General features: G+C 71.9%; 15 protein-coding genes and 3 pseudogenes. 11 read left to right on the top strand and 7 right to left on the bottom strand.

Features of this window, described 5'->3' with window-relative positions:
* The first annotated feature begins 34 nt into the window (after positions 1-34).
* Positions 35-1249: a D-mannonate dehydratase ManD gene (manD, locus tag JKV81_RS35330; protein WP_202079674.1), complete on the top strand. Its 1215-nt coding sequence runs from the start codon at positions 35-37 to the stop codon at positions 1247-1249.
* Between the two features lie 53 nt (positions 1250-1302).
* Here the strand turns inward: manD and JKV81_RS35325 are convergent, their stop codons facing one another.
* Positions 1303-5256: a glycoside hydrolase family 2 TIM barrel-domain containing protein gene (locus JKV81_RS35325; RefSeq protein WP_202079672.1), complete on the bottom strand. Its 3954-nt coding sequence runs from the start codon at positions 5254-5256 to the stop codon at positions 1303-1305.
* Positions 5257-5660: 404 nt separating this feature from the next.
* Here JKV81_RS35325 and JKV81_RS35320 point away from each other — a divergent pair, with 404 nt between their 5' ends.
* The 4 genes from JKV81_RS35320 to JKV81_RS35305 are packed head-to-tail and all read left to right on the top strand — an operon-like array spanning position 5661 to position 8128.
* Positions 5661-6926: a WS/DGAT domain-containing protein gene (locus JKV81_RS35320; RefSeq protein WP_202079670.1), complete on the top strand. Its 1266-nt coding sequence runs from the start codon at positions 5661-5663 to the stop codon at positions 6924-6926.
* A gap of 49 nt (positions 6927-6975) precedes the next feature.
* Positions 6976-7389 (top strand): phage holin family protein, encoded by a 414-nt coding sequence (locus JKV81_RS35315; protein WP_129259945.1) that lies wholly within the window; start codon positions 6976-6978, stop codon positions 7387-7389.
* A complete protein-coding gene (locus JKV81_RS35310; RefSeq protein ID WP_124279212.1) occupies positions 7386-7865 on the top strand; it encodes a DUF3618 domain-containing protein in 480 nt (159 codons plus the stop codon). Before JKV81_RS35315 ends, JKV81_RS35310 begins: the two co-directional genes overlap by 4 nt.
* The gene (locus JKV81_RS35305) at positions 7862-8128 is read left to right on the top strand and encodes a DUF4235 domain-containing protein (RefSeq protein WP_129259944.1); all 267 of its coding nucleotides are present in this window, start codon (positions 7862-7864) and stop codon (positions 8126-8128) included. The genes JKV81_RS35310 and JKV81_RS35305 overlap by 4 nt, the downstream gene beginning before the upstream one ends.
* A gap of 109 nt (positions 8129-8237) precedes the next feature.
* Here the strand turns inward: JKV81_RS35305 and JKV81_RS35300 are convergent.
* Positions 8238-8800 (bottom strand): annotated as a pseudogene (locus JKV81_RS35300) (CGNR zinc finger domain-containing protein).
* A 14-nt stretch (positions 8801-8814) separates the two neighbouring features.
* Here JKV81_RS35300 and JKV81_RS36460 point away from each other — a divergent pair.
* Positions 8815-9015, top strand: a pseudogene (locus JKV81_RS36460) (alpha/beta fold hydrolase); the annotation flags it as partial.
* Between the two features lie 16 nt (positions 9016-9031).
* On the opposite strand, the gene JKV81_RS35295 reads toward JKV81_RS36460, so the two are convergent.
* Complete coding sequence (locus JKV81_RS35295) at positions 9032-9919, bottom strand: helix-turn-helix domain-containing protein (RefSeq protein WP_129259943.1); 888 nt, start codon at positions 9917-9919, stop codon at positions 9032-9034.
* Positions 9920-10053: 134 nt separating this feature from the next.
* Between JKV81_RS35295 and JKV81_RS35290 the strand changes: the two genes are divergently transcribed.
* The gene (locus JKV81_RS35290) at positions 10054-11823 is read left to right on the top strand and encodes a glycoside hydrolase family 35 protein (protein ID WP_129259942.1); all 1770 of its coding nucleotides are present in this window, start codon (positions 10054-10056) and stop codon (positions 11821-11823) included.
* 90 nt (positions 11824-11913) lie between these two features.
* Here JKV81_RS35290 and JKV81_RS35285 read toward each other — a convergent pair whose 3' ends face one another.
* Entirely contained in the window at positions 11914-14982 is a 3069-nt protein-coding gene (locus JKV81_RS35285; RefSeq protein ID WP_129259941.1) for an endo-alpha-N-acetylgalactosaminidase family protein, read from the bottom strand.
* 204 nt (positions 14983-15186) lie between these two features.
* On the opposite strand from JKV81_RS35285, the pseudogene JKV81_RS35280 reads away from it, so the two are divergent.
* From JKV81_RS35280 to JKV81_RS35265, 4 genes and pseudogenes are all read left to right on the top strand, one after another.
* Positions 15187-16541 (top strand): annotated as a pseudogene (locus tag JKV81_RS35280) (APC family permease).
* A 186-nt stretch (positions 16542-16727) separates the two neighbouring features.
* Complete coding sequence (gene ligD / locus JKV81_RS35275) at positions 16728-17750, top strand: non-homologous end-joining DNA ligase (protein ID WP_129260228.1); 1023 nt, start codon at positions 16728-16730, stop codon at positions 17748-17750.
* The gene (ligD, locus tag JKV81_RS35270; protein ID WP_202079668.1) at positions 17747-18673 is read left to right on the top strand and encodes a non-homologous end-joining DNA ligase; all 927 of its coding nucleotides are present in this window, start codon (positions 17747-17749) and stop codon (positions 18671-18673) included. The genes ligD (JKV81_RS35275) and ligD (JKV81_RS35270) overlap by 4 nt, the downstream gene beginning before the upstream one ends.
* Positions 18674-18711: 38 nt before the next feature.
* Complete coding sequence (locus JKV81_RS35265) at positions 18712-19518, top strand: Fpg/Nei family DNA glycosylase (protein ID WP_202079666.1); 807 nt, start codon at positions 18712-18714, stop codon at positions 19516-19518.
* 42 nt (positions 19519-19560) lie between these two features.
* On the opposite strand, the gene JKV81_RS35260 is transcribed toward JKV81_RS35265, so the two are convergent.
* The 3 genes from JKV81_RS35260 to JKV81_RS35250 all read right to left on the bottom strand — a co-directional run bounded on the left by JKV81_RS35260 (position 19561) and on the right by JKV81_RS35250 (position 23506).
* Positions 19561-20262 carry a 2-phosphosulfolactate phosphatase gene (locus tag JKV81_RS35260; RefSeq protein WP_124279202.1) on the bottom strand — a complete coding sequence of 234 codons (702 nt, stop codon included), beginning with the start codon at positions 20260-20262 and terminating at the stop codon, positions 19561-19563.
* 143 nt (positions 20263-20405) lie between these two features.
* Complete coding sequence (locus JKV81_RS35255; RefSeq protein ID WP_164493796.1) at positions 20406-21833, bottom strand: MFS transporter; 1428 nt, start codon at positions 21831-21833, stop codon at positions 20406-20408.
* A 227-nt stretch (positions 21834-22060) separates the two neighbouring features.
* Positions 22061-23506: a dihydrolipoyl dehydrogenase family protein gene (locus JKV81_RS35250; RefSeq protein ID WP_202079662.1), complete on the bottom strand. Its 1446-nt coding sequence runs from the start codon at positions 23504-23506 to the stop codon at positions 22061-22063.
* Between the last annotated feature and the right edge of the window lie 48 nt (positions 23507-23554).

Below are 23554 nucleotides of genomic sequence, written 5' to 3'. Positions count from 1 at the left end.
ACCCTCACCACCGCATTCGGAAGAAAGTACCCCCATGAAAATTGTCGACGCGAAGGTCCTCGTCACCAGCCCGGGCCGTAACTTCGTCACCCTGAAGCTGACGACCGACGAGGGGCTCACCGGCCTCGGCGACGCCACGCTCAACGGACGGGAGCTGGCCGTCGTCAGCTATCTCCAGGACCATGTGGTGCCCCTCCTCATGGGTCTCGACCCGCACCGCGTCGAGGACACCTGGCAGTCGCTCTACCGGGGCGCCTACTGGCGGCGCGGTCCGGTGACGATGGCCGCGATCGCCGCCGTCGACGTGGCGCTGTGGGACATCAAGGCGAAGGCCGCGGGCCTGCCGCTTTACCAGCTCCTGGGCGGCGCGAGCCGGGACCGGGTGGGCACCTACGGCCACGCCAACGGCCGGGACATCCCCGAGCTCCTCGACTCGGTCCGGGCCCGCCTCGCCGAGGGCTATCCGGCGGTCCGCGTGCAGTCCGGCATCCCCGGGCTGAAGGCGGTCTACGGTGTGTCGAGCACGGACGCGAGCGGCTCCCCCGTGCTGCACCAGCAGGCCCGGCCGCTGGTGGAGGACTGGGACACCGACGCCTATCTGCGTCACATGCCGGACGTACTGGAGGCCGTGCGCGCCGAGTTCGGCCCGGAGCTGCCCCTCCTGCACGACGCGCACCACCGCCTCACGCCCGTGCAGGCCGCCCGTCTGGGCAAGGACCTGGAGCCGTACCGCCTGTTCTGGCTGGAGGACTGCACGCCCGCCGAGAACCAGGAGGCGCTGCGGCTGGTCCGCCGCCACACGACCACACCGCTGGCCATCGGTGAGGTCTTCAACACGGTGTACGACTACCAGGCCCTGATCACCGAGCAGTTGATCGACTACGTACGCTCGGCCGTCACGCACTTCGGAGGCGTCACGCCGCTGCGCAAGCTCTTCGACTTCGCCGCCCAGTACCAGATCAAGAGCGCGATCCACGGGCCGGAGGACATCTCCCCGGTCGGCATGGCGGCCGCCGTCCACCTCGACCTCGCCGTGCACAACTTCGGTATCCAGGAGTATTCGGGCCACACCGCGCTCACCGAGGAGGTGTTCCCCCACGCGTACACCTTCGAGAACGGATATCTGCACCCGGGTGAGGCGCCGGGCATCGGGGTCGAGCTGAACGAGGAACTGGCCGCCGCGCACCCCTACGAGGCGGCGTACCTCCCCGTCAACCGGCTGCAGGACGGGACGGTCCACGACTGGTGAGCCACGGGCAGGGCCGTTCCCGGGCGCCGGGAACGGCCCTGCCCGTCCCCGTGTCAGCCGGGCAGCTCCGTCGAGGTCGGCCGGCGCGATGCCGCCGTGGCGCCGTCGGGGCCGGTCAGCGGACGCAGCCGGTAGGTGTAGGAGTAGTCCCGGTCGGCGAACAGCTTGTACTCGTCGTGCGTGGGCGCTCCCCAGCTGTCGTCACCGCCCACCCCCATCTGCCGGTGGTTCAGCCGGAGTACGACCTCGTCCCGGGGTGTGAGCTGGTAGTCGTGCCGGATGCCGGCCGACAGGTCCTCCGGGGTGAAGTGCGAGGCGTTGAACTCGATCAGCGGCTCACCGGAGGCGAGCAGTCCCCTGCCGCCGCCGTCCGTCAGCGCCACCCACCGCACGTCCGTCCTGTTGCCGTTCTCCTGCGGGCGGAGGTACGGGGTCTTCTTCGCCGGAACGGTGAGGGAGTGGAGCCCCACGTCGGTGCCGTTGTTGCGGTCCCAGTAGTTCTCGTCCGGTCCGCGCCCGTAGTAGTGCACATGGTCCAGCCGGCCGGGCAGCAGGAGCAGGGAGCCGACCTCCGGGATGTACGGGAGTCCCGCCGCACCCGGGTGCAGGGTGTGGTCGACCTTGATCTCGGCGTTGCCGAAGACCGTGTACACGGTGGTGTACGTGGACTCGGCCGAGGTGGGCAGGGTCCCGCTGACGGTGATCTCGACGGCACGGTCGCCGAGCGTCTGCACCTCGACGCCCGTCACCGTGCGCTCGCTGCCCGCATGGCGCCAGGTGGCGTTGCGGACCGGCTGGCCGGTGCCGATGTCGTTGTCGGTCGGGGCGCGCCAGAAGTTCGGGGCGGGCCCCGAGACGATCAGCGGGACGCCGCCGGCCTCGTACGAGGTGATGACGCCGCTGCTCCGGTCGACGGTGACGGAGAAGTCCTCGCCGGTCACGGTCACGGAGTCGTCGCCGTCCCGGTGGCTCAGTGGCCGTACGGAGTCCAGCGGCCTCGGTGTGACGGCCGGGCTGCCGGCGCCGATCGCCAGCTGGTGCCTGGCCACCTCGAAGCCGGCCTTCGCCCACCTGGTGGGCTCCTTGGTGGTGAACGACAGCTGGAGGAAGTACTCGGTGCCCGGTGCCGGGTTCGCGGGCAGGGTGAGGGGCACGGTGACGGTTTTACGGGCCAGGGGGGCGATGTCCAGCTGGGTGCGGGTGAGCTTTCCGCGCCGTACCACCGTGCCGTCGGCCACTAGTTCCCAACTGCCGTCGAATTCCCTGAGGTTGGTGAACAGGTATTCGTTGGTGACGGTGATCCGTCCGGCGGCCGCTTCGCTCGTGCCGGCTGTGACGCCGATCGCCTGGTAGACGCGCTTGATCTCCGTGGCCTTGCCGGTGTGCCCGCGGTCGGCGGTGACGACGCCGTCGCCGGAGAAGTTGCCGTCGTTGGGGTTGTCGCCCCAGTCACCGCCGTAGGCGAGGAACGTCCGCTCGGAGGGTTTGCGTTCCTCGAAGCCGACGGTGGCGGCGTCGAACCAGAAGCGCACGCCGTCGTCGCCGGGGCCCCGGGAGCCGGAGGCGAGCTCGGCGGCGGTCAGGGCGCGGGCGTAGACGCGCGCCCGCCGGATCGTGCCGCTGAACTCGCGGGTCGGGTCCTCCCCGTCGGTGGCGAGCGCGAGCGGTGCGGTGTTGCTGCCGGGCGGCTCGGGGGCGGCCTTGGTCGCCTTGGCCTCACCGTCGACGTAGAGGGTCACGGTGGCCGCCTCGGCGTCGAAGACACCCGCGACGTGGTGCTCGGTGCCGGTCCAGTTCTCCGGGAGCTTCCAGCTCGCGGTGGTCCACCGGCCGCCGGCGTGGATGAAGAACTCCAGGGTGCCGTCGGTCTGTTTCAGCGCGTACTGGGTGTCGCCCTTGGCCAGGAAGGGCTGATGGCCGCCGCTCACCTTCTGCGTGATCCAGGCCTCCAGGGTCAGCGAGCCTGTGATGTCGTGCCCTGCGTCGCGGGCGAAGAGGGTGCCGCCGTACACCCCCTTGTCCCGGTCGAAGGTGCCGCTGGGGGCGAGGATCTCCCCGGTGACCGCGCCGGGGCCTGCTTCCGTGAACAGCTTGCGGGTCGGCGTGGGCCAGGCGAGGGCCTGGTCGGCGAAGTCCCAGATCCAGCCGCCCTGCAGGACGTCGTAGCGGCGGATGAGGTCCCAGTACTTCTTGAAGTTGCCGTTCGAGTTGCCCATCGCGTGGGAGTACTCGATCAGGACGAACGGCCGGGTGTCGGCGGTGTCCTCGGCGCGCTCCTCGACCTGGGCGGGCCTGGTGTACATCTCGGAGCGGATGTCGCTGATCCCGGGGCGGTCGTCGCCCTCGTACTGGATGACCCGGGTGGTGTCGTAGGAGCGGATCCAGTCGTGCATGGCGACGAAGGCGGATCCCGTGCCGGCCTCGTTGCCGAGCGACCAGATGACGGCGGACGCGTGGTTCTTGTCGCGGTGCACCATGTTCCTGGCGCGTGCCACGCAGGCCTCGGTCCAGTCGGCGTGGTTCCCCGGGTACGCGTCGCGGATGCCGTGGGTCTCCAGGTTGGTCTCGGCCACCAGGTACAGCCCGTACTCGTCGGCCAGTTCCAGCCACAGCGGGTTGTTCGGGTAGTGGGAGGTGCGGACGGTGTTCATGTTGAGCCGCTTGACGGTCTCGATGTCCTTGACCATGTCCGCGCGGGTCAGCGCCATGCCGCGCTCGGGGTGCATCTCGTGCCGGTTCGTGCCGCGCAGGGAGACCGGCTTGCCGTTGACGCGCATCAGCCCGTCCTCGATCGCGAAGGTGCGGAAGCCCACGCGGTGCGACAGCGTCTCGGTCACCCGGCCGGCGGGGTCACGCAGCCGCAGGACGGCGGTGTAGAGGTACGGGTGCTCGGCGGACCAGAGGACCGGCTTGGCGACGGCCTTGTCGGCCCGTACGGTCACGTCCTTCCCGGCCGGCACGGACCCGGGGTCGGCGGACTGCCGCAGCGGGCGGGACCAGACCGGGTGCCCGGCGGCGTCGTAGAGCTGGGTCTCGACGGTGTGCGTCCCCTTGCCGGGGGCGTCGCCGTACGCGCGCACCGAGGCGGTGACGGACAGTGCGGCCGACCTGTGGTCGTCGCCGAACGGGGTTTCGAGCTTGAAGTCCCGCAGGTGGACGGCGGGGGTGGAGAAGAGGTGGACCGAGCGGAAGATCCCGCTCAGCCGGATCATGTCCTGGTCCTCCATCCAGTCGCCGTCGGAGAACCGGTAGACCTCCACCGCGATCTGGTTACGGCCCGGCACGAGGTGCGGGGTGATGTCGTACTCGGCGGAGGTGTAGGAGTCCTCGCGGTAGCCCACCGGCTTGCCGTTGATCCAGACGTAGTGGGCCGACTTCACCCCCTCGAAGTGGAGGAACACCCGCCGCCCCGCCCAGCCGCGCGGAACCGTGAAGGTGCGGCGGTACTGGCCGACGGGGTTGTAGCGGGTCGGGGCGAACGGCGGCTGCGCCTCCTCGCCCAGGCCGTTGGCGCCCGCCCAGGGGTAGGTGATGTTGGAGTAGATGGGGAAGTCGTAGCCGTGCAGCTGCCAGCAGGACGGTACGGGGATGGTGTCCCAGGAGCGGTCGTCGAGGTCGGTCCGGTGGAAGTCGGGGTCGCGGTCGTCGGGGCGGTCGGCGTAGGCGAACTTCCATGTGCCGTCGAGGCCGAGGCGCCACGGGGAGCGCGTACGGTCGCAGTCCAGGGCCTGGCCGACGTCCTCGTACGGCATGAGCGTGGTGTGGGGCGGCTCCGAACCGACGTCGAAGACCGCGATGTTGTTGCTCCACTCCGGATGGCCGTTGGCCGGCGGCTCCCAGGCCGCGGGGGCAGGGTCCGCGTGCGCGACGGCGCCTGTGGGCAGGACGGCGGGGAGACCGGAGAGGGCGAGCGCGCCGAAACCGGCGGCACCGCCCTCCAGGAGCCGGCGGCGGCTGACGCTCCGGGACGGGTGGGCCTGCGGGTGGGGGGAAGACGAGTGCTCCATGGCAGTGGACCCCTAGGAATGGCCGTACCGCTGTGCGTCGGTGGGGCGTACAGCAGGCCGGCGTGTCGAGTTCCGTTCGATATTTCGTCTGGCGTCCGAAATCCTGCCGTGACGGTAGTGACGCGTGAGGAAGTGTGTCAACGGTCGTGCACGGAGGGTGTGTTGTGCCGGCCTGCTGCGGTGCGGGGCGGGTCCGGGAGGTCACGGACCCGCCGCCGCCGGCGTCCACCGGCGCGCGCCGCCCTCACCTGCGCGGGTGATCTCTCCGGGCATTGTGCGGGCGGCGCGCTACGGAACGGCTCCGGCGCGGTTGTCCGTGCACGGGCTTCCGAGGCCCGGACCGCTTCGTCCGTGCGGCAGACGGGGGCGCGGACCGGTTCCGCAGACAGGACGCGAGGAAACACATGCAGTCGAGTACGCCCCTACCGGCGCAGGCCGGTGACGCGGTGCTCATGGAGATGGCACCGCTCACACACGCGGCACAGATGTACATCGCCACGGCACTGATCCTGGAGGGCGAAGCACCCGGCGCGGCGGAGGTCGCCGGTCACCTCGCACCGCGCGTGGGGCGGGTGCCGGGCCTGTGGCACCGCTATGCCGAGCGCGCGGGGCGGCCCGTCTGGCAGCCGCAGCGGGTGCGGGCCGCCGACCATGTCGCCCTGCTCCCCCTCGGCGCCGACGCGGCCGACGCGGGGCTCGACGGACTGATGCGGGAGGTCCGGCGGCGGCCACCCGTGTCCCCGGCGGGGGCGCCGATGTGGGATGTCCTGATCGCCACCGGCTTCGCGCCCCGGCGGTGGGCACTGGTGTTCCGCTGCCATCACACCCTGATGGACGGCGGAGCCATCACCCACACCCTGGACCAGTTGTTCGGCGACGGCCCCAGGGCCCGGCGCCGCTCCCTGCTGGGCGGCGGGCTCCTCCCCGCTCTGCCGCGTCTTCCGTCCGCGGCGGCCTCGGTGCTCCGGGCGGCCCTGCCCACCGCACCCTGGCCGGCACCGGCGGCAGCACGGGCCGAGGGTTCCGCGACGTACGCGGTGACCGAGCCCTTGGAGGTGGAGGCCGTCAAGCAACCGGGCGCCACTCTCAGCCAGGTCTTCGCCGCCTGCTTCGCGCTGGCCGCCGACTCCTGGTGGCCGCTGCCCGGGGACCGGGAGGTGCACGCACTGGTCCCGATGGACCTGAGGGTGCCCGGCGAACAGCGGGCACTGGGCAACCACTTCGCGCCGATGCGTCTGGCGCTGCCCACCGGGGATCCCGCACGCGTACTCGCCGGGACCGGGGCGCAGATGGCCGCGTGGCCGACGCCCGGGTTCCGGGCGGCCCTCGACCTGACGATCCGGCGGATCACCCCCTTTCCGGCCACCCTCGCCCTGGGCCGGCGCATCAGCTCGGGGGTGTGCTGCAGGGCGGTGGTCTCCTCCATCCGCTCCAGGAACCCCCTCTCCTTCAACGGGTCCCCCGTGCTGGACCTGGTGCCGGCAGCCCCGACCTTCCCGGGGCAGGCCCTGTCGTGCGTGCTGTGGTCCTACCAGGGGCGGGCCCGGGTCGCCTTCGGCTCGCACACCTCCATGCCGGGGGTCGGCGCACTGCCCCAGGCGTGGGAGCAAGCGCTCAAATCGATCCAATCCCTTCCCCCTGAGGCGGGTGCAGGAGCGGTTGCGGGGTAGTCGGGCCAAGACACCGGCGACAGACCGAGGAAGGCAAGGTGACCTGGCCATGAGCACGGCAGAGCGACCGCCCCACGCCACCGACGAACCGGTGGGCGTGCTGGTGTCGCGGGCCTCGCAGCAGATTTCGGAGCTGGTCCGCGAGGAGATGGCGCTGGCCCGGGCGGAGATGACCCAGAAGGGCAAGCGCTTCGGGAAGGGCGGTGGCCTCTTCGGCGCCGCCGGCTTCATCGGCATCCTGGCCGCCCAGGCCCTCGTCGCGACGTGCATCGCGGCTCTCGCGCTGGTGCTGCCGGTGTGGGCGTCGGCTCTCGTCGTCACGGCGGTGCTGGCTGCGGTGGCAGCCGTGGCGGCCCTGGCCGGAAAGAAGGAGTTCGCCGAAGCCGGGTCACCCGCCCCCGAACAGACCGTCGACAGCGTCAAGGCCGACCTGGCCGAGATCAAGGAGAAGGCACACCGATGAAGGAAGAATCCCGGACCAACATAGGCACCCCCGTCCCCGACGCCTCCGACCCGGAGGAGCTGCACGAGCAGGTCGAGCGCACCCGGGACGAGCTGGGGCGGACCGTCGAGGCGCTGGCCGCCAAGGCCGACGTCAAGGCGCAGGCCAAGGAGAAGACGGCCGCCGCGAAGGAACAGGCCTCGGAGAAGGTGGCTCTGGCCGCCGATCAGCTCCGGGGGAAGGCCGAACAGGCCACGCGACTCGTCAAGGACAAGACACCCGACCCCCTCCTGGAGCGGACGGCCCAGGCGGCGGCCCAGGTACGGGACACCGCGTCCAAGGCGGGACAGTACGCGGCCGGCAAGGCTCCCGAGCCGGTGCGCGAAAAGGCCGGTCAGGCCGCGTCGTTCGCACGCACCAACCGCGGCCCCCTGATCGTGAGCGGTACGTTGCTCGCGGCCTTCCTGCTGGTGCGCCGGGCGCGAGGACGCCGATGAAGGTGTCCAGGATCGCGTACAAGCCGGTCGGGATGGCGCTCGGCGCGGCGAGCGGCATGATCGCGGGTGCCGCCTTCAAGCAGACGTGGAAGATCATCGAGGGTGAGGGCGATGCGCCCGACGCCCTGGACGAGGACCGGTCCTGGCGGCAGATCCTGCTCGCCGCCGCCATCCAGGGTGCCGTCTTCGCCGTGGTCAAGGCCGCGGTCGACCGCTCGGGGGCCGTGGCAGCACGGCGTCTGACGGGCACCTGGCCGGGCTGACCTGACCCGGGTGATCAACGCGGGTGACACCATCGCCCTGCGGTGGTGCGCCTGACGCTCCGAGGTAGGCGACGGCCCCCCGCATCACCACCGATGCGGGGGGGCCTGCTCAGCGGGCCGGCTCGGCGGGTGCGCTCTTCTTGCGCGCGCGGTAGGCGGCCGCGTTGCTCTTGTTGCCGCACGAGTCCATGCCGCACCACTGCCGCCGCATGCCGCGCGACCGGTCGGTGTACACCCGGGTGCACTCCGGGTTGCCGCACTCCTTCATCAGGGGCACGTCCGGCCCGGTGAGCAGTTCGACGGCGAGCCGGGCGACGGTCGACAACGCCTGCTCCGGGGTCGCCACGGTCCGGCGCCGACGCGGGTGAGCTGGGGCACGGCGGAGGGCCGGCGCGCCGCCTCGTTGACCACGGCGAGTGCGTCCGCGCCGAACTCCTCCCCCAGGCGGCGGGCCGTGATCAGTGCGTACACGGCTTCACGCACGGCCCGCGCCTGCTGTACGTCGCCGTCCTCGCCCGGGGTGACCGCGTCGACGACGCCGGATTCCTCGTACCACGCGCCGAGCCGTTCCGGCGTCACGAACATCTCGAAGCGCGCCGAACGGCGGGCCCGGAGGGTGGCGGCGAAGTCGAGGGCGGGGTTCCCGCAGACGAAGACATGGTCGAGGTTCACCTCACCATCCGGACGCCCGCCCCCGCATCGCCACCCCGACGATCACCCTCGACGCCGAGCGCGACCCGTTCACCGCCCCCGGCGACGGCTCCTCCTACCGGGACTTCTTCACCGGGCCCTACGAGCACCGCACGCTCGCCGGGATCGGCCACAACGTGCCCCAGGAGGCACCGGCCGCCTTCGCCCGGGCCGTCGTGGACGCCACCCGCCTCTGATCCCCGGCCAGGGATCTCACACCGGCGGGTTGACGATGGTCGGAGGGTGCCCGGGGTCCGGGATCCGGTTGCTCCAGCCGCCGGGGACCGCCCTGCCCTGCTGGTCCCGGAAACGTACGGGCGCCAAGCCGACCCGCCGGGTGAAGAGGCGGGAGAAGTAGGCGGGGTCGTCGTAGCCGACGCGGCGGGCCACGGCGGACACCGGGAGCTCGGTGCCGGCGAGGAGCTCCTTGGCGCGGCCGAGCCGGATGCCGAGGAGGTAGTCCTTGGGGCTGCATCCGGCGACGCGGCGTACGGCGGTGCGCAGCTCGGCGGGCGTCATCCCGTGGCGGGAGGCGTGCTCGGCGACGGACAGCGGCTGGAAGGCGTCGCGGGCGAGGGCGTTGAGCACGGGGTCCCCGTCGGCTCCGACGTCGGCGCGGGACCGGCGCAGGGCGACGAGCAGTTCGTGCACGGCGGCGCCGGTCTCGACCTCCAGGAGGGGATTGCCCAGGCGGGCGGCGCGGGCGATGCGGCTCACGGCGGCCCGGGGGGACGCGGTGTCGGCGAGGGGGACGACCGGCCGGTCGGGCTCGATATAACCGAGTTCGGTGTACGGGGCGGTCGCCGGGCCGGTGAAGTCGACGAAGCTCTCGTCCCACCCGGTGGCCGGATCGGGGCCGTAGTGGTGCGGGACGCCCGGCACGAGCCAGATCAGCGCGGGGGCGGTCACGGGCGTGACCGTGCCGTCGGGGCAGCGGTACCAGCCGCTGCCCGCGCTGATGACGACGGCGACATGGTGGTCGAGCGTACGGGGCCCCACCGTGGGCAGCGTGCCGTGCTGGAGGCCGACCCCGAGGCAGACCAGACCCAGCTTGTGGTGCGTGGGGCTCGGCGTGAAATAGCGCATCCAGGTGTGGTACATCCGCTTCCGTTCCTCCCCGCCCGGCCGTCGGCGTTCCGTTGTGTCCAACCAGCGCTGATCTTTGTCCATGGACCGCTCCGCCGCCAGGGGGTGAGGTGAGGGACGGTGGGGGCGTGGAACGAGAGGCGGGGACCGTGGCTGAATTCACGGTGGGCGAGCGGGATTTCGAACTGGACGGGCGGCCCGTACGGCTGCTGTCGGGGGCGATGCACTATTTCCGGGTGCACGAAGGCCGGTGGGGGCACCGGCTGGCGATGCTGCGTGCCATGGGGCTGAACTGTGTGGAGACGTACGTCCCGTGGAACCTGCACGAGCCGCGGCAGGGACACCACCGGGATGTCGAGGCGCTGGGGCGTTTCCTGGACGCGGCGGCGGCCGCGGGGCTCTGGGCGATCGTGCGGCCGGGGCCGTACATCTGCGCGGAGTGGGAGAACGGCGGTCTGCCGCACTGGCTGACGGGGGCGCTGGGCACCCGGGTCAGGACCCGGGACGCGGAGTACCTCGGGCAGGTGGAACGCTGGTTCCGGCGGCTGCTCCCGCAGGTGGTGGAGCGGCAGATCGACCGGGGCGGCCCGGTGGTCATGGTGCAGGTCGAGAACGAGTACGGCAGTTACGGCTCCGACCAGGTGTATCTGGGCCGGCTCACGGAGCTGTTGCGTGAGCTCGGTGTGACGGTGCCGCTGTTCACGTCCGACGGGCCGGAGGATCACATGCTGACCGGCGGTTCGGTGCCGGGCGTGCTGGCCACGGCGAACTTCGGCTCGGGGGCCCGGGAGGGCTTCGCGACGCTGCGGCGGCACCGTCCGGACGGGCCGCTGATGTGCATGGAGTTCTGGTGCGGCTGGTTCGGGCACTGGGGTGCGGAGCCGGTGGTGCGGCACCCCGCCGACGCGGCTGCGGCGTTGCAGGAGATCCTCGCGTGCGGCGCATCCGTGAACATCTACATGGCGCACGGCGGTACGAACTTCGGCGGCTGGTCGGGGGCGAACCGCGCCGGGGACCTGCACGGCGGGGAGCTCCAGCCGACGGTGACGTCGTACGACTACGACGCGCCCGTCGACGAGTACGGCCGCCCCACCGACAAGTTCTGGCTCTTCCGGGACGTCCTGGCGCTCCACCGGGAGGACGGCACCCCGCTGCCGGACGTCCCGGCGCAGCCCGCCGCGCTGGCCGGTCCGGTGCGCGCGGAGCTCGTGGAGTGGGCGCCGCTGGGCGAGGTGATGGACACGCTGGGCGGACCGGAGGCCGAGTGGGCGATGCCGCCGACGTTCGAGGAGCTGGGGGTGGACCGGGGGCTGGTCCGCTACCGGGTGGAGGTGCCGGGGCCGCGTCAGCCGTATCCGCTGGGCGTGACCGGGCTGCGGGACCGGGCGGTGGTGTACGTCGACGGGGTGCGGGCGGGGGTGCTGGGCGGCGGCCCCGCCGAGGCCGGCTCGTACACGGCGCTGAAGGAGCCCCTCGCGGGGCCTGCCTCGGTGGAGCTGTGGGTGGAGTCGCTGGGCCGGGTCAACTACGGGCCGCGGCTCGCCGAGCCCAAGGGGATCACGGGCGGCATCCTGCACGAGCGGCAGTATCTGCACGGCGTATGGGCGCGTGGGCTGGCCCTGGACGCGTTCGAGGGCGAGGACGCACTCGGGAAGGTGCCGTTCCGTTCCCCTGAGCCGGGCGCCACGGGCCTGTTCCGGGGCACCTTCGACGTACGCGGTGCGGGGGACGCCGGGATCGCCCTGCCGGGGTGGGAGCGGGGCTTCGTCTGGGTGAACGGCTTCTGCCTGGGCCGTTACTGGGACGTGGGCCCCCAGGAGTCCCTGTACGTTCCCGGGCCCCTGCTGCGGGAGGGTGTGAACGAGGTGTGGGTCCTGGAGCTGGAGCGCTCGGGCGAGCACCTGCTGACGCTCCGCTGAGTCACGCGTGCCACCCGTGGAGGGCCGGTCCTCATCAGGACCGGCCCTCCGTGTCGTCACCGCTCGCAGGCGGCCGCTGTCAGCTGTGCGTCACACCTCGCGCACCTCGAAGGAGTCGAGGACGAACTCCGCCGTGCCGTCGTCCCCGGTCTTGCGCAGGCCGACCCAGGTCTCGCCCTCGGAGGGCGCGGTGAACTCGTAGCTCAGCACGGCCGGCGAGGTGGCGACGGGCAGGTCCCTGCGGTCGAGTTCGCGGGAGGCCGGTGCGTCGACACCGGTGATCCAGGCGTACTCGCCGGCCTTCTCGTTCTCGTAACGGAAGGTCACCCGGTAGCGCTTGCCCGGTGCGAAGCGGACGGTGTGCTGCACGGTGCGGTACACGAGTCCGGTGTTCTCACCACGCGACTTGAGCGACTGGGTCCCGTCGACGATGTCGTCGATCGCCTTGCCGTTCCAGCCGCACTGGGTGAACGGGGCGTGCCGCTGCGCGATGTGGGTGCGCGGGTCGGTCGAGCCGCCCGCGTCGCCCTTGACGAAGGCTCCCCAGCCCTGGGGCACGTGCTGGAAGTCCTCGAAGGCCACGGTTCCGGCCTTGGTGGTGCGCTGCGCGGCCACGATCCGCACGTTGTCGAAGCGGACCCTGGCGCTCCCTGCCCCGGCCCGCAGGGTGAGGTCCACGGGGCCCGAGCCGGCCGGCACGGTGAACCAGGTGAACAGGCGCTGGAAGCGGGTGTCGTGCTTGCGGTCGGCCGCGACGAGGTTGACGGCGGTCGAGGAGTCCGTCCAGTTCTCGGCGGTGGTTCCGTCGGCGGTGCGCACGGTGAGCGCGGCCCGGCGCCTCTCCCCCGCCTTCGCTCCCACCTCCACCTGTACGGACGCGGCGTAGGTGCCCGGGGCCAGGCGCGTGAGCCGCCGGCCGACGGCGGCGGCCGCACCGGCGCCGATGACCAGTTCGTAGTCTCCGAGGGCGCTCAGCTCCACCGACGCCGGCCCGCTGACGTTCCAGCCGTCCAGGGAGCCGGAGTTGAAGCCCGGGTCGTGCAGCGGTGTCGCCTGCCCCCACTGCGGGTCCCGGTGCGCGGGCATCCGGGTGCGGTGGACGACGTACGGCTGCTTCGCCTCGGCCTCGATGGTCACCCGGCCGGAGCGGACGGGCACCTCACGGAGGCCGGCCCGCCCCTGGTCGGTGAGCCGGTAGACCGCGACCTTCGACCGGCCGGCCCAGCCGCGCGGCAGCTGCCAGGTGGTGGTGCCGCCCTCCGGGTTGTAGTGGTAGAGCCGGTCGGGGTCGGTGGCCTCACGCGGCTCCCAGGGCAGCAGGTAGCGTCCCGCCTCGTACACCACCCGGCCGTCCGTGGTGATGCGGCGGGTGCCTTCGGTGTCGTCCACGGACGTCCTCGTCGGGCCGAAGAACGTGATCTCGTGGTCGCCCCAGGTTCTGACGGGGTACGCCTGGAGGTACTTGGCGGGCAGGCTGTCGGTCCAGATCTGCTCGTAGAAGGTGTTCCAGTCGGTCTTGTTGACCCAGCCCTCGAAGTTGCCGGTGCGCGGGATGCCCAGGAGCGTGGGCCACTTGTCGGCGAAGACGTCCTTCTGGTGGTTGCGGACGAAGCGGATCAGCCGGGAGTTGATGCCCCGGGACGTGTCGGCGCCGTAGTCGGTCTCGGTGGCCCAGTGGGACCACAGGGAGGAGCGTTCGAGGCCGTGGCCCCACTCGGTGGTGACCTGCCACCCCTGGTCCCGCAGGGCACGCTGGAGCCGGTCGGAGGTCCATCCCGACTCGCGGAACACGTCGATGTAGAGCATGTTCAGGGCGGGGTCGGTCTCGTCCCTGAGGTCCTGGAAGCGCTTGATGATGTCGCCGGACACGAGATCACGGCGCTGGTCGATGCGGTAGCTCTGGTCGAGCCAGTCCCACTGTTCGTTGTTCTTGTCGACGAGTGTCTCGGAGAACGCGTTCGCGACGGGGTACGACTCGGTGGCGTTCACATGGACGCCGAAGTCGCTCCCCCACCGGCGTCCTTCGCGCACGAGGGTGTTGAGGTCCTTCAGGCCGCCCGCGCGCTCGTTGTGGTTGCCCGCGTAGTCGGGGTGGGCGGAGTCGTGACCCTCCGACTGGTAGCCCTTGAGGAGGGTGTACTGGCGCAGGCCGTCCGTCGCCAGGGAGATCCGCTTGACGTTGTCGAGCGTCGCGAGGAACGGGTTGGTGGCCTGGCTGGCGAAGTTGAACGGGATGTGCGGGACGACGCGCAGGTGCTGTTCGTCGGCGCCCAGCGGGTCGACCATGATGTCGCGGAAGGCGATGGCGGCGTCCTGCCAGTCCACCACCCCGTCGCCGTTGCGGTCCCCGGTGACGATGACGGTGGCGTACGGGAGCGGCTCGGTGGCGTCCACGGGCGCGGTCGCGGCGCGGTGCGTCCACTGCCCGCAGGCCAGCTGCGCCTTGACGTAGCCGTCCTTCTTGACGGTCTGCCGCCACAGCCGCCCGTTCTCCCAGGTGGCACCGGGGGTGCTGTCGGGCTTGTCGTACGTCGTGTTGGTCTCGACGGCGCCGCCGAGCCGGTCGTGCGCCACGACGGCGTAGGCGCAGCCCGTCGGCTCGGCCTCGGGCGCGGTACCGGGCGTGACCTCGACCAGGGTGTCTCCGCTGGTGGCCTTGTCGAGCTGGATCCGGGCGGCGAGGAGCGCGGCGCCCGGCTGGTCGCTCCGTACCGACAGGAAGGCCAGCGACGGGATCTGCAGCGTGCCGACGCGCAGGGCCGGTGTGTCGGTGATCCTTGTGACCCGCCAGTCGACCCGGCGGCCGGTGACACGGATCTCGACCCTGATCTCGGTACCGCCGTCGAAGGCGAGGGTGTACGAGGCGCTGTCACGGCCGGAGCGTGAGGTCACCCGCGGGGTGCGGGCGGTCCCGTCGATCAGCACCGAGGTGACCGGGTCCTCCTGGCCGTGCAGGACGGCGCCGCCGGCGCGGTCGGTGTACGAGACGATGCGCGGGAAGTCCGGATCGACGCGCACCTCCAGCTCACGGGAGCGCAGCACGGTCTCCCGCTGCGCCGCGAACGCCACACCGGGACCCGCGAGGGCCAGCCCCGCCCCCGCCAGCGCGGTGGCGGCCACCACGGTCCTGCGGCTCGGTCCGGGATCTTGTGCGTGCATGCGCGCTCTCCTGACGCTGGACGGCATCCGTGCACGCCAAGATCGCGTCTCGGGGGTGAACGCGCCCATGGACAAAGGAGGAGCGGGTCTTGGACTAACGCGCCGGGCGCGCACCGGGCCCGGACCCCGCGCACCGGGCCGGCACTCCCCGCCCCGGGCGCCGGCCGCCTGCTTGGGGACGCCCTGGCGTGGTACCAGGTGACCATGAACCGTCCTGCGCACGACGACACGGAACTCGCGGAGTCACCGCTCAAGCGCACGCTGACCACGCCGCTTCTCTACTTCTTCATCCTCGGTGACGTGCTGGGTGCCGGGGTCTACGTCCTCGTGGGGCAGGTGGCCGCGGAGTCCGGTGGCGCGGTGTGGGTCCCCCTGTCGGTGGCCCTCGGGCTGGCCCTGCTGACGGCCTCCTCGTACGCGGAACTCGCGACGAAGTACCCACGGGCCGGTGGCGCGTCTCACTACACCACCTTGGCCTACGGCCCGTTCGCCGGCTTCTTCACCGGTTTCTGCATGCTGGCGGCGGGGGTGGTGTCCGTGGCTGCCCTGGCCCGCGGATTCGGCGGCGACTACCTCAGTGTGTTCGTCTCGCTGCCCGTCGCGCTGGTGGCCGTACTGTTCCTCGGCCTGCTGGCTCTGCTCAATGCCAGAGGCATCAGCGAGTCGACCCGGGCCAACGTGGTCGCGACCGTCATCGAGGTCGGAGGCCTCGTCCTGGTGATCGGCCTGGGGGTGTGGGTGGTGGTGCGCGGTGACGGCGACCTCGGGCGGCTGACCCGGCTCGGCACCGCCGAGCACTCGCCTGCCGCCGCCGTGCTGAGCGGATCCGTCCTGGCCTTCTACTCTTTCGTCGGCTTCGAGACGTCCGTCAACGTGGCCGAGGAGACCCGCGACCCCGCGCGGTCGTATCCCCGTGCGCTGTTCGGCGCGCTCGCCACCGCCGGCGTGGTGTACGCGCTGGTCGGTGCCACCGCGAGTTCCGCTGTGAGGACGAGCACACTGGTGCAGTCCAGCGGTCCCCTGCTCGCTGTCGTCGAGACCGCGGGTGGTGTCCCGACGCGGCTGTTCAGTGTGATCGCCTTGATCGCGGTGGCCAACGGCGCCCTGCTGACGGGCGTCATGTCCTCCCGGCTTGCGTACGGCATGGCACGCGACGGCCTCCTGCCGCGCTTCCTCACGCGCGTGCTCCCCGGGCGGCGCACTCCCTGGGCCGCCATCGCGACGACGGCCCTGCTGTCGCTGCTGCTCGCCGTGACGGGGGATGTGGCCGCCCTCGCCTCGACGCTCGTACTGCTGCTCCTCGTCGTCTTCCTCCTGGTCAACACGGCCGTTCTGCGCCTGCGTGGCGACACCGTGCCGCACAACCACTACAGGACGCCCAGGATCGTCGCCCTGCTCGGGGCCGCCTCGTGTGTGCTGCTGGCCACGAGGATCGAGGGCGCGGTGTGGGGCGGGGCCTGATCGTGCTGGCCGTCGGCGTACCGCTGGCGTGGGTCGCGGCCCGACGCCGGCGGAGCGAGAAGGACGGCGGAAAGCGGCACCAGCGGGCCGGGGCGTGAGAGCGGCCGGACCGCGCCCGGTGCCGGTGTGCGACCGCGCTCGGTTGCGCGATCCGTCCACCGGAGGATCCTGGAAGGTCCGGTCCGTCCTGCGTCCGGCCCGGATACGGCGTGGCGCGGAGGCGCCTGATGGCGGAGGTGCCTGATGTACGTGACGTACGGGAAGGACGGTCCTGCGGAGTGGCGATGAACGTGCTCGACCGGCTTCCGGCCGATCTGGCGGCCCGCCTCGGCCCGGCGGTCCCGCAGGTCGGCGAACGCGCGGCCGAGAAGCCGATGCTCGCGGTGCTCAGTGACCGCCGGTCCTTCGACGAACGCTGGCTTTTCGAACGCAAGCTCGACGGGGTGCGCACCCTCGCCCTGCGCTCCGGCGACGGGGTGCGCCTGTTGTCGCGCGGAGGCCTGTCGCGGGAGGACACCTATCCGGAGGTCGTCGACGCATTGGCGGCCCAGGCGTGCGAGGACTTCACCGTCGACGGCGAGATCGTCGCCGTCAAGGGCGGGCGCATGGACTTCTCCCTGCTCCAGCAGCGCAGCGGTATCACCGATCCGCGGGCAGCGCGCGCCGCCGGCGTCACCGTGCTGTACTACGTGTTCGACCTCCTGCGCCTTGACGGACGCGACACGACCGGCCTGCCGCTGCGGGTGCGTAAGAGTCTGCTGCGCGACGCGATGACGTTCCGGACGCCGCTCAGGTTCACCCCGCACCGCAACACCTGGTCCGACCGGCTGCTGCCCGACGCCTGCGCGAGCGGCTGGGAGGGGCTGATCGCGAAACGGGGGGACTCGCCCTATGTGCGGCGTCGCTCGCCCGACTGGCTGAAGCTGAAGTGCGAGGCGGGACAGGAGTTCGTGATCGGCGGCTACACACGGCCCTCGGGCAGCAGGGTGGGCTTCGGAGCGCTCCTGATCGGCTACCACCAGCAGGGGCGGCTGCGGTACGCCGGCAAGGTGGGGACCGGCTTCGACACCCGGACACTCCGGGACCTGACGGGGCGTCTGGAGGAACTGTCGGCGGACCGGTCGCCGTTCGCGGATCCCGTACCCGAGCCGACGGCCCGCTGGGTGCGTCCTGAGCTGGTGGCGCAGCTGGGCTTCACCGAATGGACCCGGGCGGGCCGCCTCCGTCACCCGCGCTTTCTCGGACTGCGGGACGACAAGGACCCGGCGGACGTCGTACGGGAGACACCGTCGGAGGGAGGACCATGAGCGCGGAGGAGAACATCCGGGTGGGCCGGCGCACGGTGGCCCTCACCCGCCCCGGGAAGGTCCTGTTCACGGACGACGGGATCACCAAGGCCGGCCTCGCGGACTACTACAAGTGCGTTGCCTCCGCCATGATCCCCCACCTGCGGGGGCGGCCGCTGATGATGGAGCGGCGTCCCGAGGGCATCGACGGGCCGGCCTTCATGCAGAAGGAGGTGCCGGGCCACTTCCCCGACTGGTTCCACCGCGTCGAACTGCCGAAGGAGGGCGGGACGGTCACCTACGCGGTGTGCGACGAGGCGGCGGCGCTCGTGTACCTCGCTGGCCAGGCGTGCATCACCCCGCACCGTTTCCTGTCCCGGACGGACCGTCCGGACCATCCCGACCGCATGGTGTTCGACCTCGATCCGTCCGGCGACGACTTCGGCACCGTCCGCACGGCGGCGCTCCGCCTCCGCGCGCTCCTGGACGAACTGGAGCTGCCCGCCGCCGTGATGACCACGGGCTCGCGCGGGCTGCACGTCGTGGTGCCGCTGGACCGCCGGGCGCCCTTCGACGAGATACGCGACCTGGCTCACCGGATCTCCGGTCTGCTCGCCGCCCGTCACCCCGAGACGCTCACCACCGCACCGCGCAAGCAGGCCCGGGGCGGTCGTCTCTACCTCGACGTCCAGCGCAACGCGTACGCCCAGACCGCCGTCGCCCCCTATGCCGTACGGGCCCGTCCGGGCGCTCCCGTGGCCGCGCCGCTCACCTGGGCGGAGGTGGAGGACCCGCGGATCCACGCCCGCAGCTTCACGACGGTCTCCGTCCTCGACCGCCTCGGCGACGACCCGTGGAAGAACGCGTTCCGGCACCCCCGGGCGGCCGGGGCCGCTCTGCGGCGCGTCGAAGCACTCGGCTCCGGCCCCCGGGAAGGCACCTGAGCGGAGGGGCGACGGCAGGAGAAGCGGAGGAAAGAACCATGCCCGAACTCCCTGACGTCGAAGGGTTCCGCCGGGAGCTGACCACATGCGGGCGGCGACGGACGGTCACCGAGGTCGACGTACGCGACAGCGGAGTCCTGGAGGGAGTCTCCGGGCGACGGCTGCGCGGAGAACTGACCGGGTCGCGCTTGGGCACACCGCGGCGGCACGGCAAGTGGCTGCTCGCGCCCACGGACGACGGCCCGACGCTGGCCTGGCACTTCGGGATGACGGGGTCGCTGCGGTGCTGCTCCCCCGAGGAGGAAATCCACCGGCACGACCGCCTGGTGCTGACGCTCGACGACGGGCGGCAGGTGCGCTACCGCGACCAGCGCAAGCTCAAGGGCGTGTCGTGGATGAGCGACCACGACCTCGACCACCTCCTGGACGGACTCGGCCCGGACGCCCTGACCGTGGGGACGGCGGAGTTCGAGGAGGCGCTGTCCCGCCGGCGGTCGGCGGTCAAGAGCGCGCTCATGGACCAGTCCGTCGTCGCGGGCCTCGGGAACCTCCTCTGCGACGAGATCCTCTGGCGGGCGCGCGTCGACCCGAGGACCCCGGCACGCGATCTGGACGCCGCGACCCTCCGGCGGGTCAACGGGGCGATGGGACGCGTCCTGCGTACGTCCGTGCGGGCCGGGCACGTCCCCACCCGGCGGTCCTGGCTGACCGGCCGGAGGGACGCGTCCGAGCCGTCGTGCCCGCGCTGCGGCCATGCCCTGGAGTCGGACCGGGTCGCCGGTCGCCGCACGGTCCACTGCCCGCACTGCCAGACCTGCCAGACCTGCCAGACCTGCCAGACCTGACAGCCCGTCATACGCGCATGATTCGGCGGTGGGAACAGGTGGTCAGGCCGGGTGCCCGCCGGCCGGCTCAGGCGTCGTGTGCGGGCGCAGGACCATGAGCGGGCCCTCCGGGGCCGCCACCATGGCGAAGGGGAAGCGGTCGACCTCGAGACAGAGCGCGATGTCATCGGCGTGGACCCCTTGGCGTATCCCGTGCGTCAGTTCGGCGGCGGCTCGCGACCCGGCAGCGCGGCGGACGAACTCCGCGGCGTCCGTCCCCGCGCCCTCGGCCCTGCGGGCGATGTACTCGGCGCACGCCAGGTCCTCGTCGGCCTTCCCGTCCTCGCCGGTGACCACGAAGGTGACGCTGTCGCTCCCGCGCCTTCGCAGCAGTCGGGCCGTCGCCTCGGCCACCACGAAGCCGGCGCACAGCACGAGCGACGCCTCCTTGACCGCGAGGGCGCCGACCGTCCCTGCCGTGGTCTTCTGCACGACGGTACGTCCGCCTAGTTCGGCGGACCGCAGCAGGCCCGGGGAGTTGACCAGGTCGAAACCGGGCGCGGGCGGCCCGTCCTTGAGCGCCGCCCAGTCCGGGTGGGCCGCCTTGAGTTCCAGCGCCTCGTCCGGCGACCCGGCGAGGACGATCTTCTCCGCCCCCCGGGAGAAGGCCCAGGCCGCCACGGTGAAAGCGCGCATGACGTCGACGACGACCGCCACGGGAGGCACGTCGTCCAGATCGGGGATACCGAGAAATCGTGTGTCCACCCGGCTCATGATCGCGCACGCCTGTCCCCGGGCATACACCCGGAGCCGTGGCAAGCAACGTACGTCCCGTCCGACGCACGCTCTCGCGGAGCCGGACGCCGCTCCGCACGGAAACCGTTGCCTGCCACGCCAACAGGTCCGCGTCAGGCGGACGGGACCTCGGTCCGGGCGGGGGCCGCCGGGACCTCGCCCTCGTCCAGGGCGACGTCCTTCGTCTCCTTGCCGATGAGAAGAGCGGTCAGGGTGAGGACCGCCATCACGGAGAGGTAGACGCCGACCAGCCACGGGGAGCCGTCGCCGGCCTCCCAGAGGGCGACCGCGACGAACGGGGCGACGGCCGCGCCGAGGATGGAGCTGACGTTGTAGGCGATGCCGGAGCCGGTGTAGCGGACGCTGGTCGGGAAGAGCTCCGGGAGCATCGCGCCCATCGGGCCGAAGGTCGTGCCCATCAGGGTGAAGCCGAGGACCAGCCACAGGACCACGCCGAGCGTGCCCAGGTTGATCAGCGGCACCCAGACGAGGCCGAAGACGATGATGCCGACGGTGACCCAGGCGAGGGTCTTACGGCGGCCGTACTTGTCCGCGAGCGGGCCGGAGATCAGGGTGAACGCGGCGAAGAACAGCACACCGAAGATCATCATCAGGACGAACGTGGTGTAGCTGTAGCCGAGACCCGGGACATCCGCGTCCTCGGCGGCACGGCCGTAGCTCAGCGAGAACGTCGTCATCAGATAGAAGAGGACGTACGTCGCCAGCATCGCGAAGCTGCCGAGGACCAGCTGCTTCCAGTGGTGGCGGAAGACGGTGGCCAGCGGCAGCTTGCGGACCTTGCCGGTCTCCTGCGTCTTCGCGAAGACCTGCGACTCGACCAGGCGCATGCGTACCCACAGACCGATCGCGACCATGACGGCCGAGAACAGGAACGGGATCCGCCAGCCCCAGCTCTGGAAGGCTTCGGACGGCTGCGAGGGGTCGGCGCCCGCCGCGGAGGGCAGCAGCGCCCCGATGATCAGGAAGAGGCCGTTGCCGATGATGAACCCGAGCGGGGCTCCCAGCTGCGGGAACGTGCCCCACAGCGCACGCTTCCCGGCAGGTGCGTTCTCGGTGGCGACCAGGGCCGCGCCGCTCCACTCCCCGCCGAGCGCGAAGCCCTGGGCGAGGCGCATCAGCACCAGCAGCGCCGTGGCGACCCAGCCGACCTGCGCGTACGTCGGCAGGACGCCGATGAGGAAGGTGGCGATGCCCATCGTGAGCAGCGAGGCCACGAGGGTGCCCTTGCGGCCGAGCCGGTCACCGAGGTGGCCGAAGACGATCGCGCCGATCGGGCGGGCGACCATCGCCGCGCCGAAGACCGCGAAGGAGGAGAGCAGGGCCGTCGTCGCGTCGCTGCTCGGGAAGAAGAGTTTCGGGAAGATCAGGACCGCGGCGGTCGCGTAGACGTAGAAGTCGTAGAACTCGATCGTCGTGCCGATGAGGCTGGCGATCAGGACGCGGGACCGCGAGTTGGCGGGTGCGGTCCCGGCCGGGGACTGCGACGGGGCCTGGGAGGGTCCGGTGGTGGGAGCGTACATCTCTGGGGCTTTCCCACGAGGGCGTAGTGCGGCCGTCGGCCTGGAGGGCCGACGGTCCCGCACGGTGTCGCAGGTCCCCTCGTGGCAAGGCCGCGCGACGGGTGCGGGCGCCGAAACGATCTCACGCATCTCACGGACCGGTTAGACATCGTCCAGAATGTGGGATCGCTGCACCGCGGACCGAACACTGCCGACGTGGCCGGAGCGCGGGCGAGCGATACGCGGGCTCATCCCCGGTAGGTCTCCAGCAGCCGCAGCCACACCTCGCTGATCGTCGGGTACGCGGGCACCGCGTGCCAGAGCCGTTCGATCGGGACCTCGCCGGAGACGGCGACCGTCGCCGAGTGCAGGAGTTCACCGATGCCGGGGCCGACGAAGGTGACGCCCAGCAGGATCTCCCGGTCCAGGTCGACGACCATCCTGGCCCGGCCCTTGTAGCCCTGCGCGTACAGGCCGGCGCCGGCGACCGAGGCCAGGTCGTGGTCGACGGCACGGACCCGGTGGCCCGCGGCTTCCACCTCGGCGAGCGTGAGCCCGACGGAGGCCACCTCCGGGTCCGTGAACACGACCTGGGGGACGGCCGCGTGGTCGGCGGTGGCCGCGTGCGCGCCCCAGCGGTCGGTCTCCAGCAGCGGGGTCTCCTGGGCGCGGGCCGCGATCGCCGCGCCCGCGATACGGGCCTGGTACTTGCCCTGGTGGGTGAGGAGCGCGCGGTGGTTGACGTCGCCGACGCCGTACAGCCAGTCGCTGCCCTCCACGCGGCAGCTGTCGTCGACGGAGAGCCAGGAGCCGGGCTTGAGGCCCACCGTGTCGAGGCCGAGATCGCCGGTCCGGGGGGCCCGGCCGGTGGCGAAGAGGATCTCGTCGGTCTCCAGCCGCTCGCCGTTGTCCAGTTCGACGGTGACCGGTCCGTCGTGGCCCGCGCGGCTCACACCGCTGGCCGAGACCCCGGTCAGGATCCGCACGCCGGCCTCGGTGAGTGCGTCGGCGACCAGCTCACCCGCGAAGGGTTCCATCTTGGGGAGCAGGCGGCTGCCGCGGATCAGCATCGTCACCTCGGCGCCGAGGCCCTGCCACACGGTGGCCATCTCCACGCCGACCACTCCCCCGCCCACGACGACGAGCCGGCCGGGAACCTCCTTGGCACTGGTCGCCTCACGGCTCGTCCACGGCCGTACGTCCTCGATGCCGGGCAGGGCGGGGACCACGGCCCGGCTCCCGGTGCAGACGGCGACGGCGTGCCGTGCGGTGAGGTGCTGCTCGGTCCCGTCGGCGGCCGTGACGGAGACCTGCCGGACCCCTGTCAGCCGGCCCATGCCGCGGTAGATGTCCGCGCCGATGCTCTCCAGCCAGCCGACCTGGCCGTCGTCCTTCCAGTGGGAGGTCTCCTCGTCGCGGTGGGCGAGCACGGCGTCCGCGTCGAGCGGACCCTGCACCGCGCCGCTCAGTCCGGGTACGCGGCGGGCGTCGGCACGCGCGACGACCGGGCGCAGCAGTGCCTTGCTGGGCATGCACGCCCAGTACGAACACTCACCGCCGATCAGCTCGGACTCGATCACCGCGGTGCTCAGCCCGGCGGCCCTGGCCCGGTCCGCCACGTTCTCCCCCACGGGGCCGGCCCCGATGACCACGACGTCGTATTCGCGGTTCCGCACACCTTCATCATCAGTCATGGGAACAGTGTCCTCGTGGGTGTGCGGAGCGGCCACATGGGCAGGCGG

It is taken from the genome of Streptomyces silvae, from assembly GCF_016745505.1.
Classification (GTDB): domain Bacteria; phylum Actinomycetota; class Actinomycetes; order Streptomycetales; family Streptomycetaceae; genus Streptomyces; species Streptomyces silvae.
This window is presented reverse-complemented; position numbering and strand designations above follow the sequence as displayed.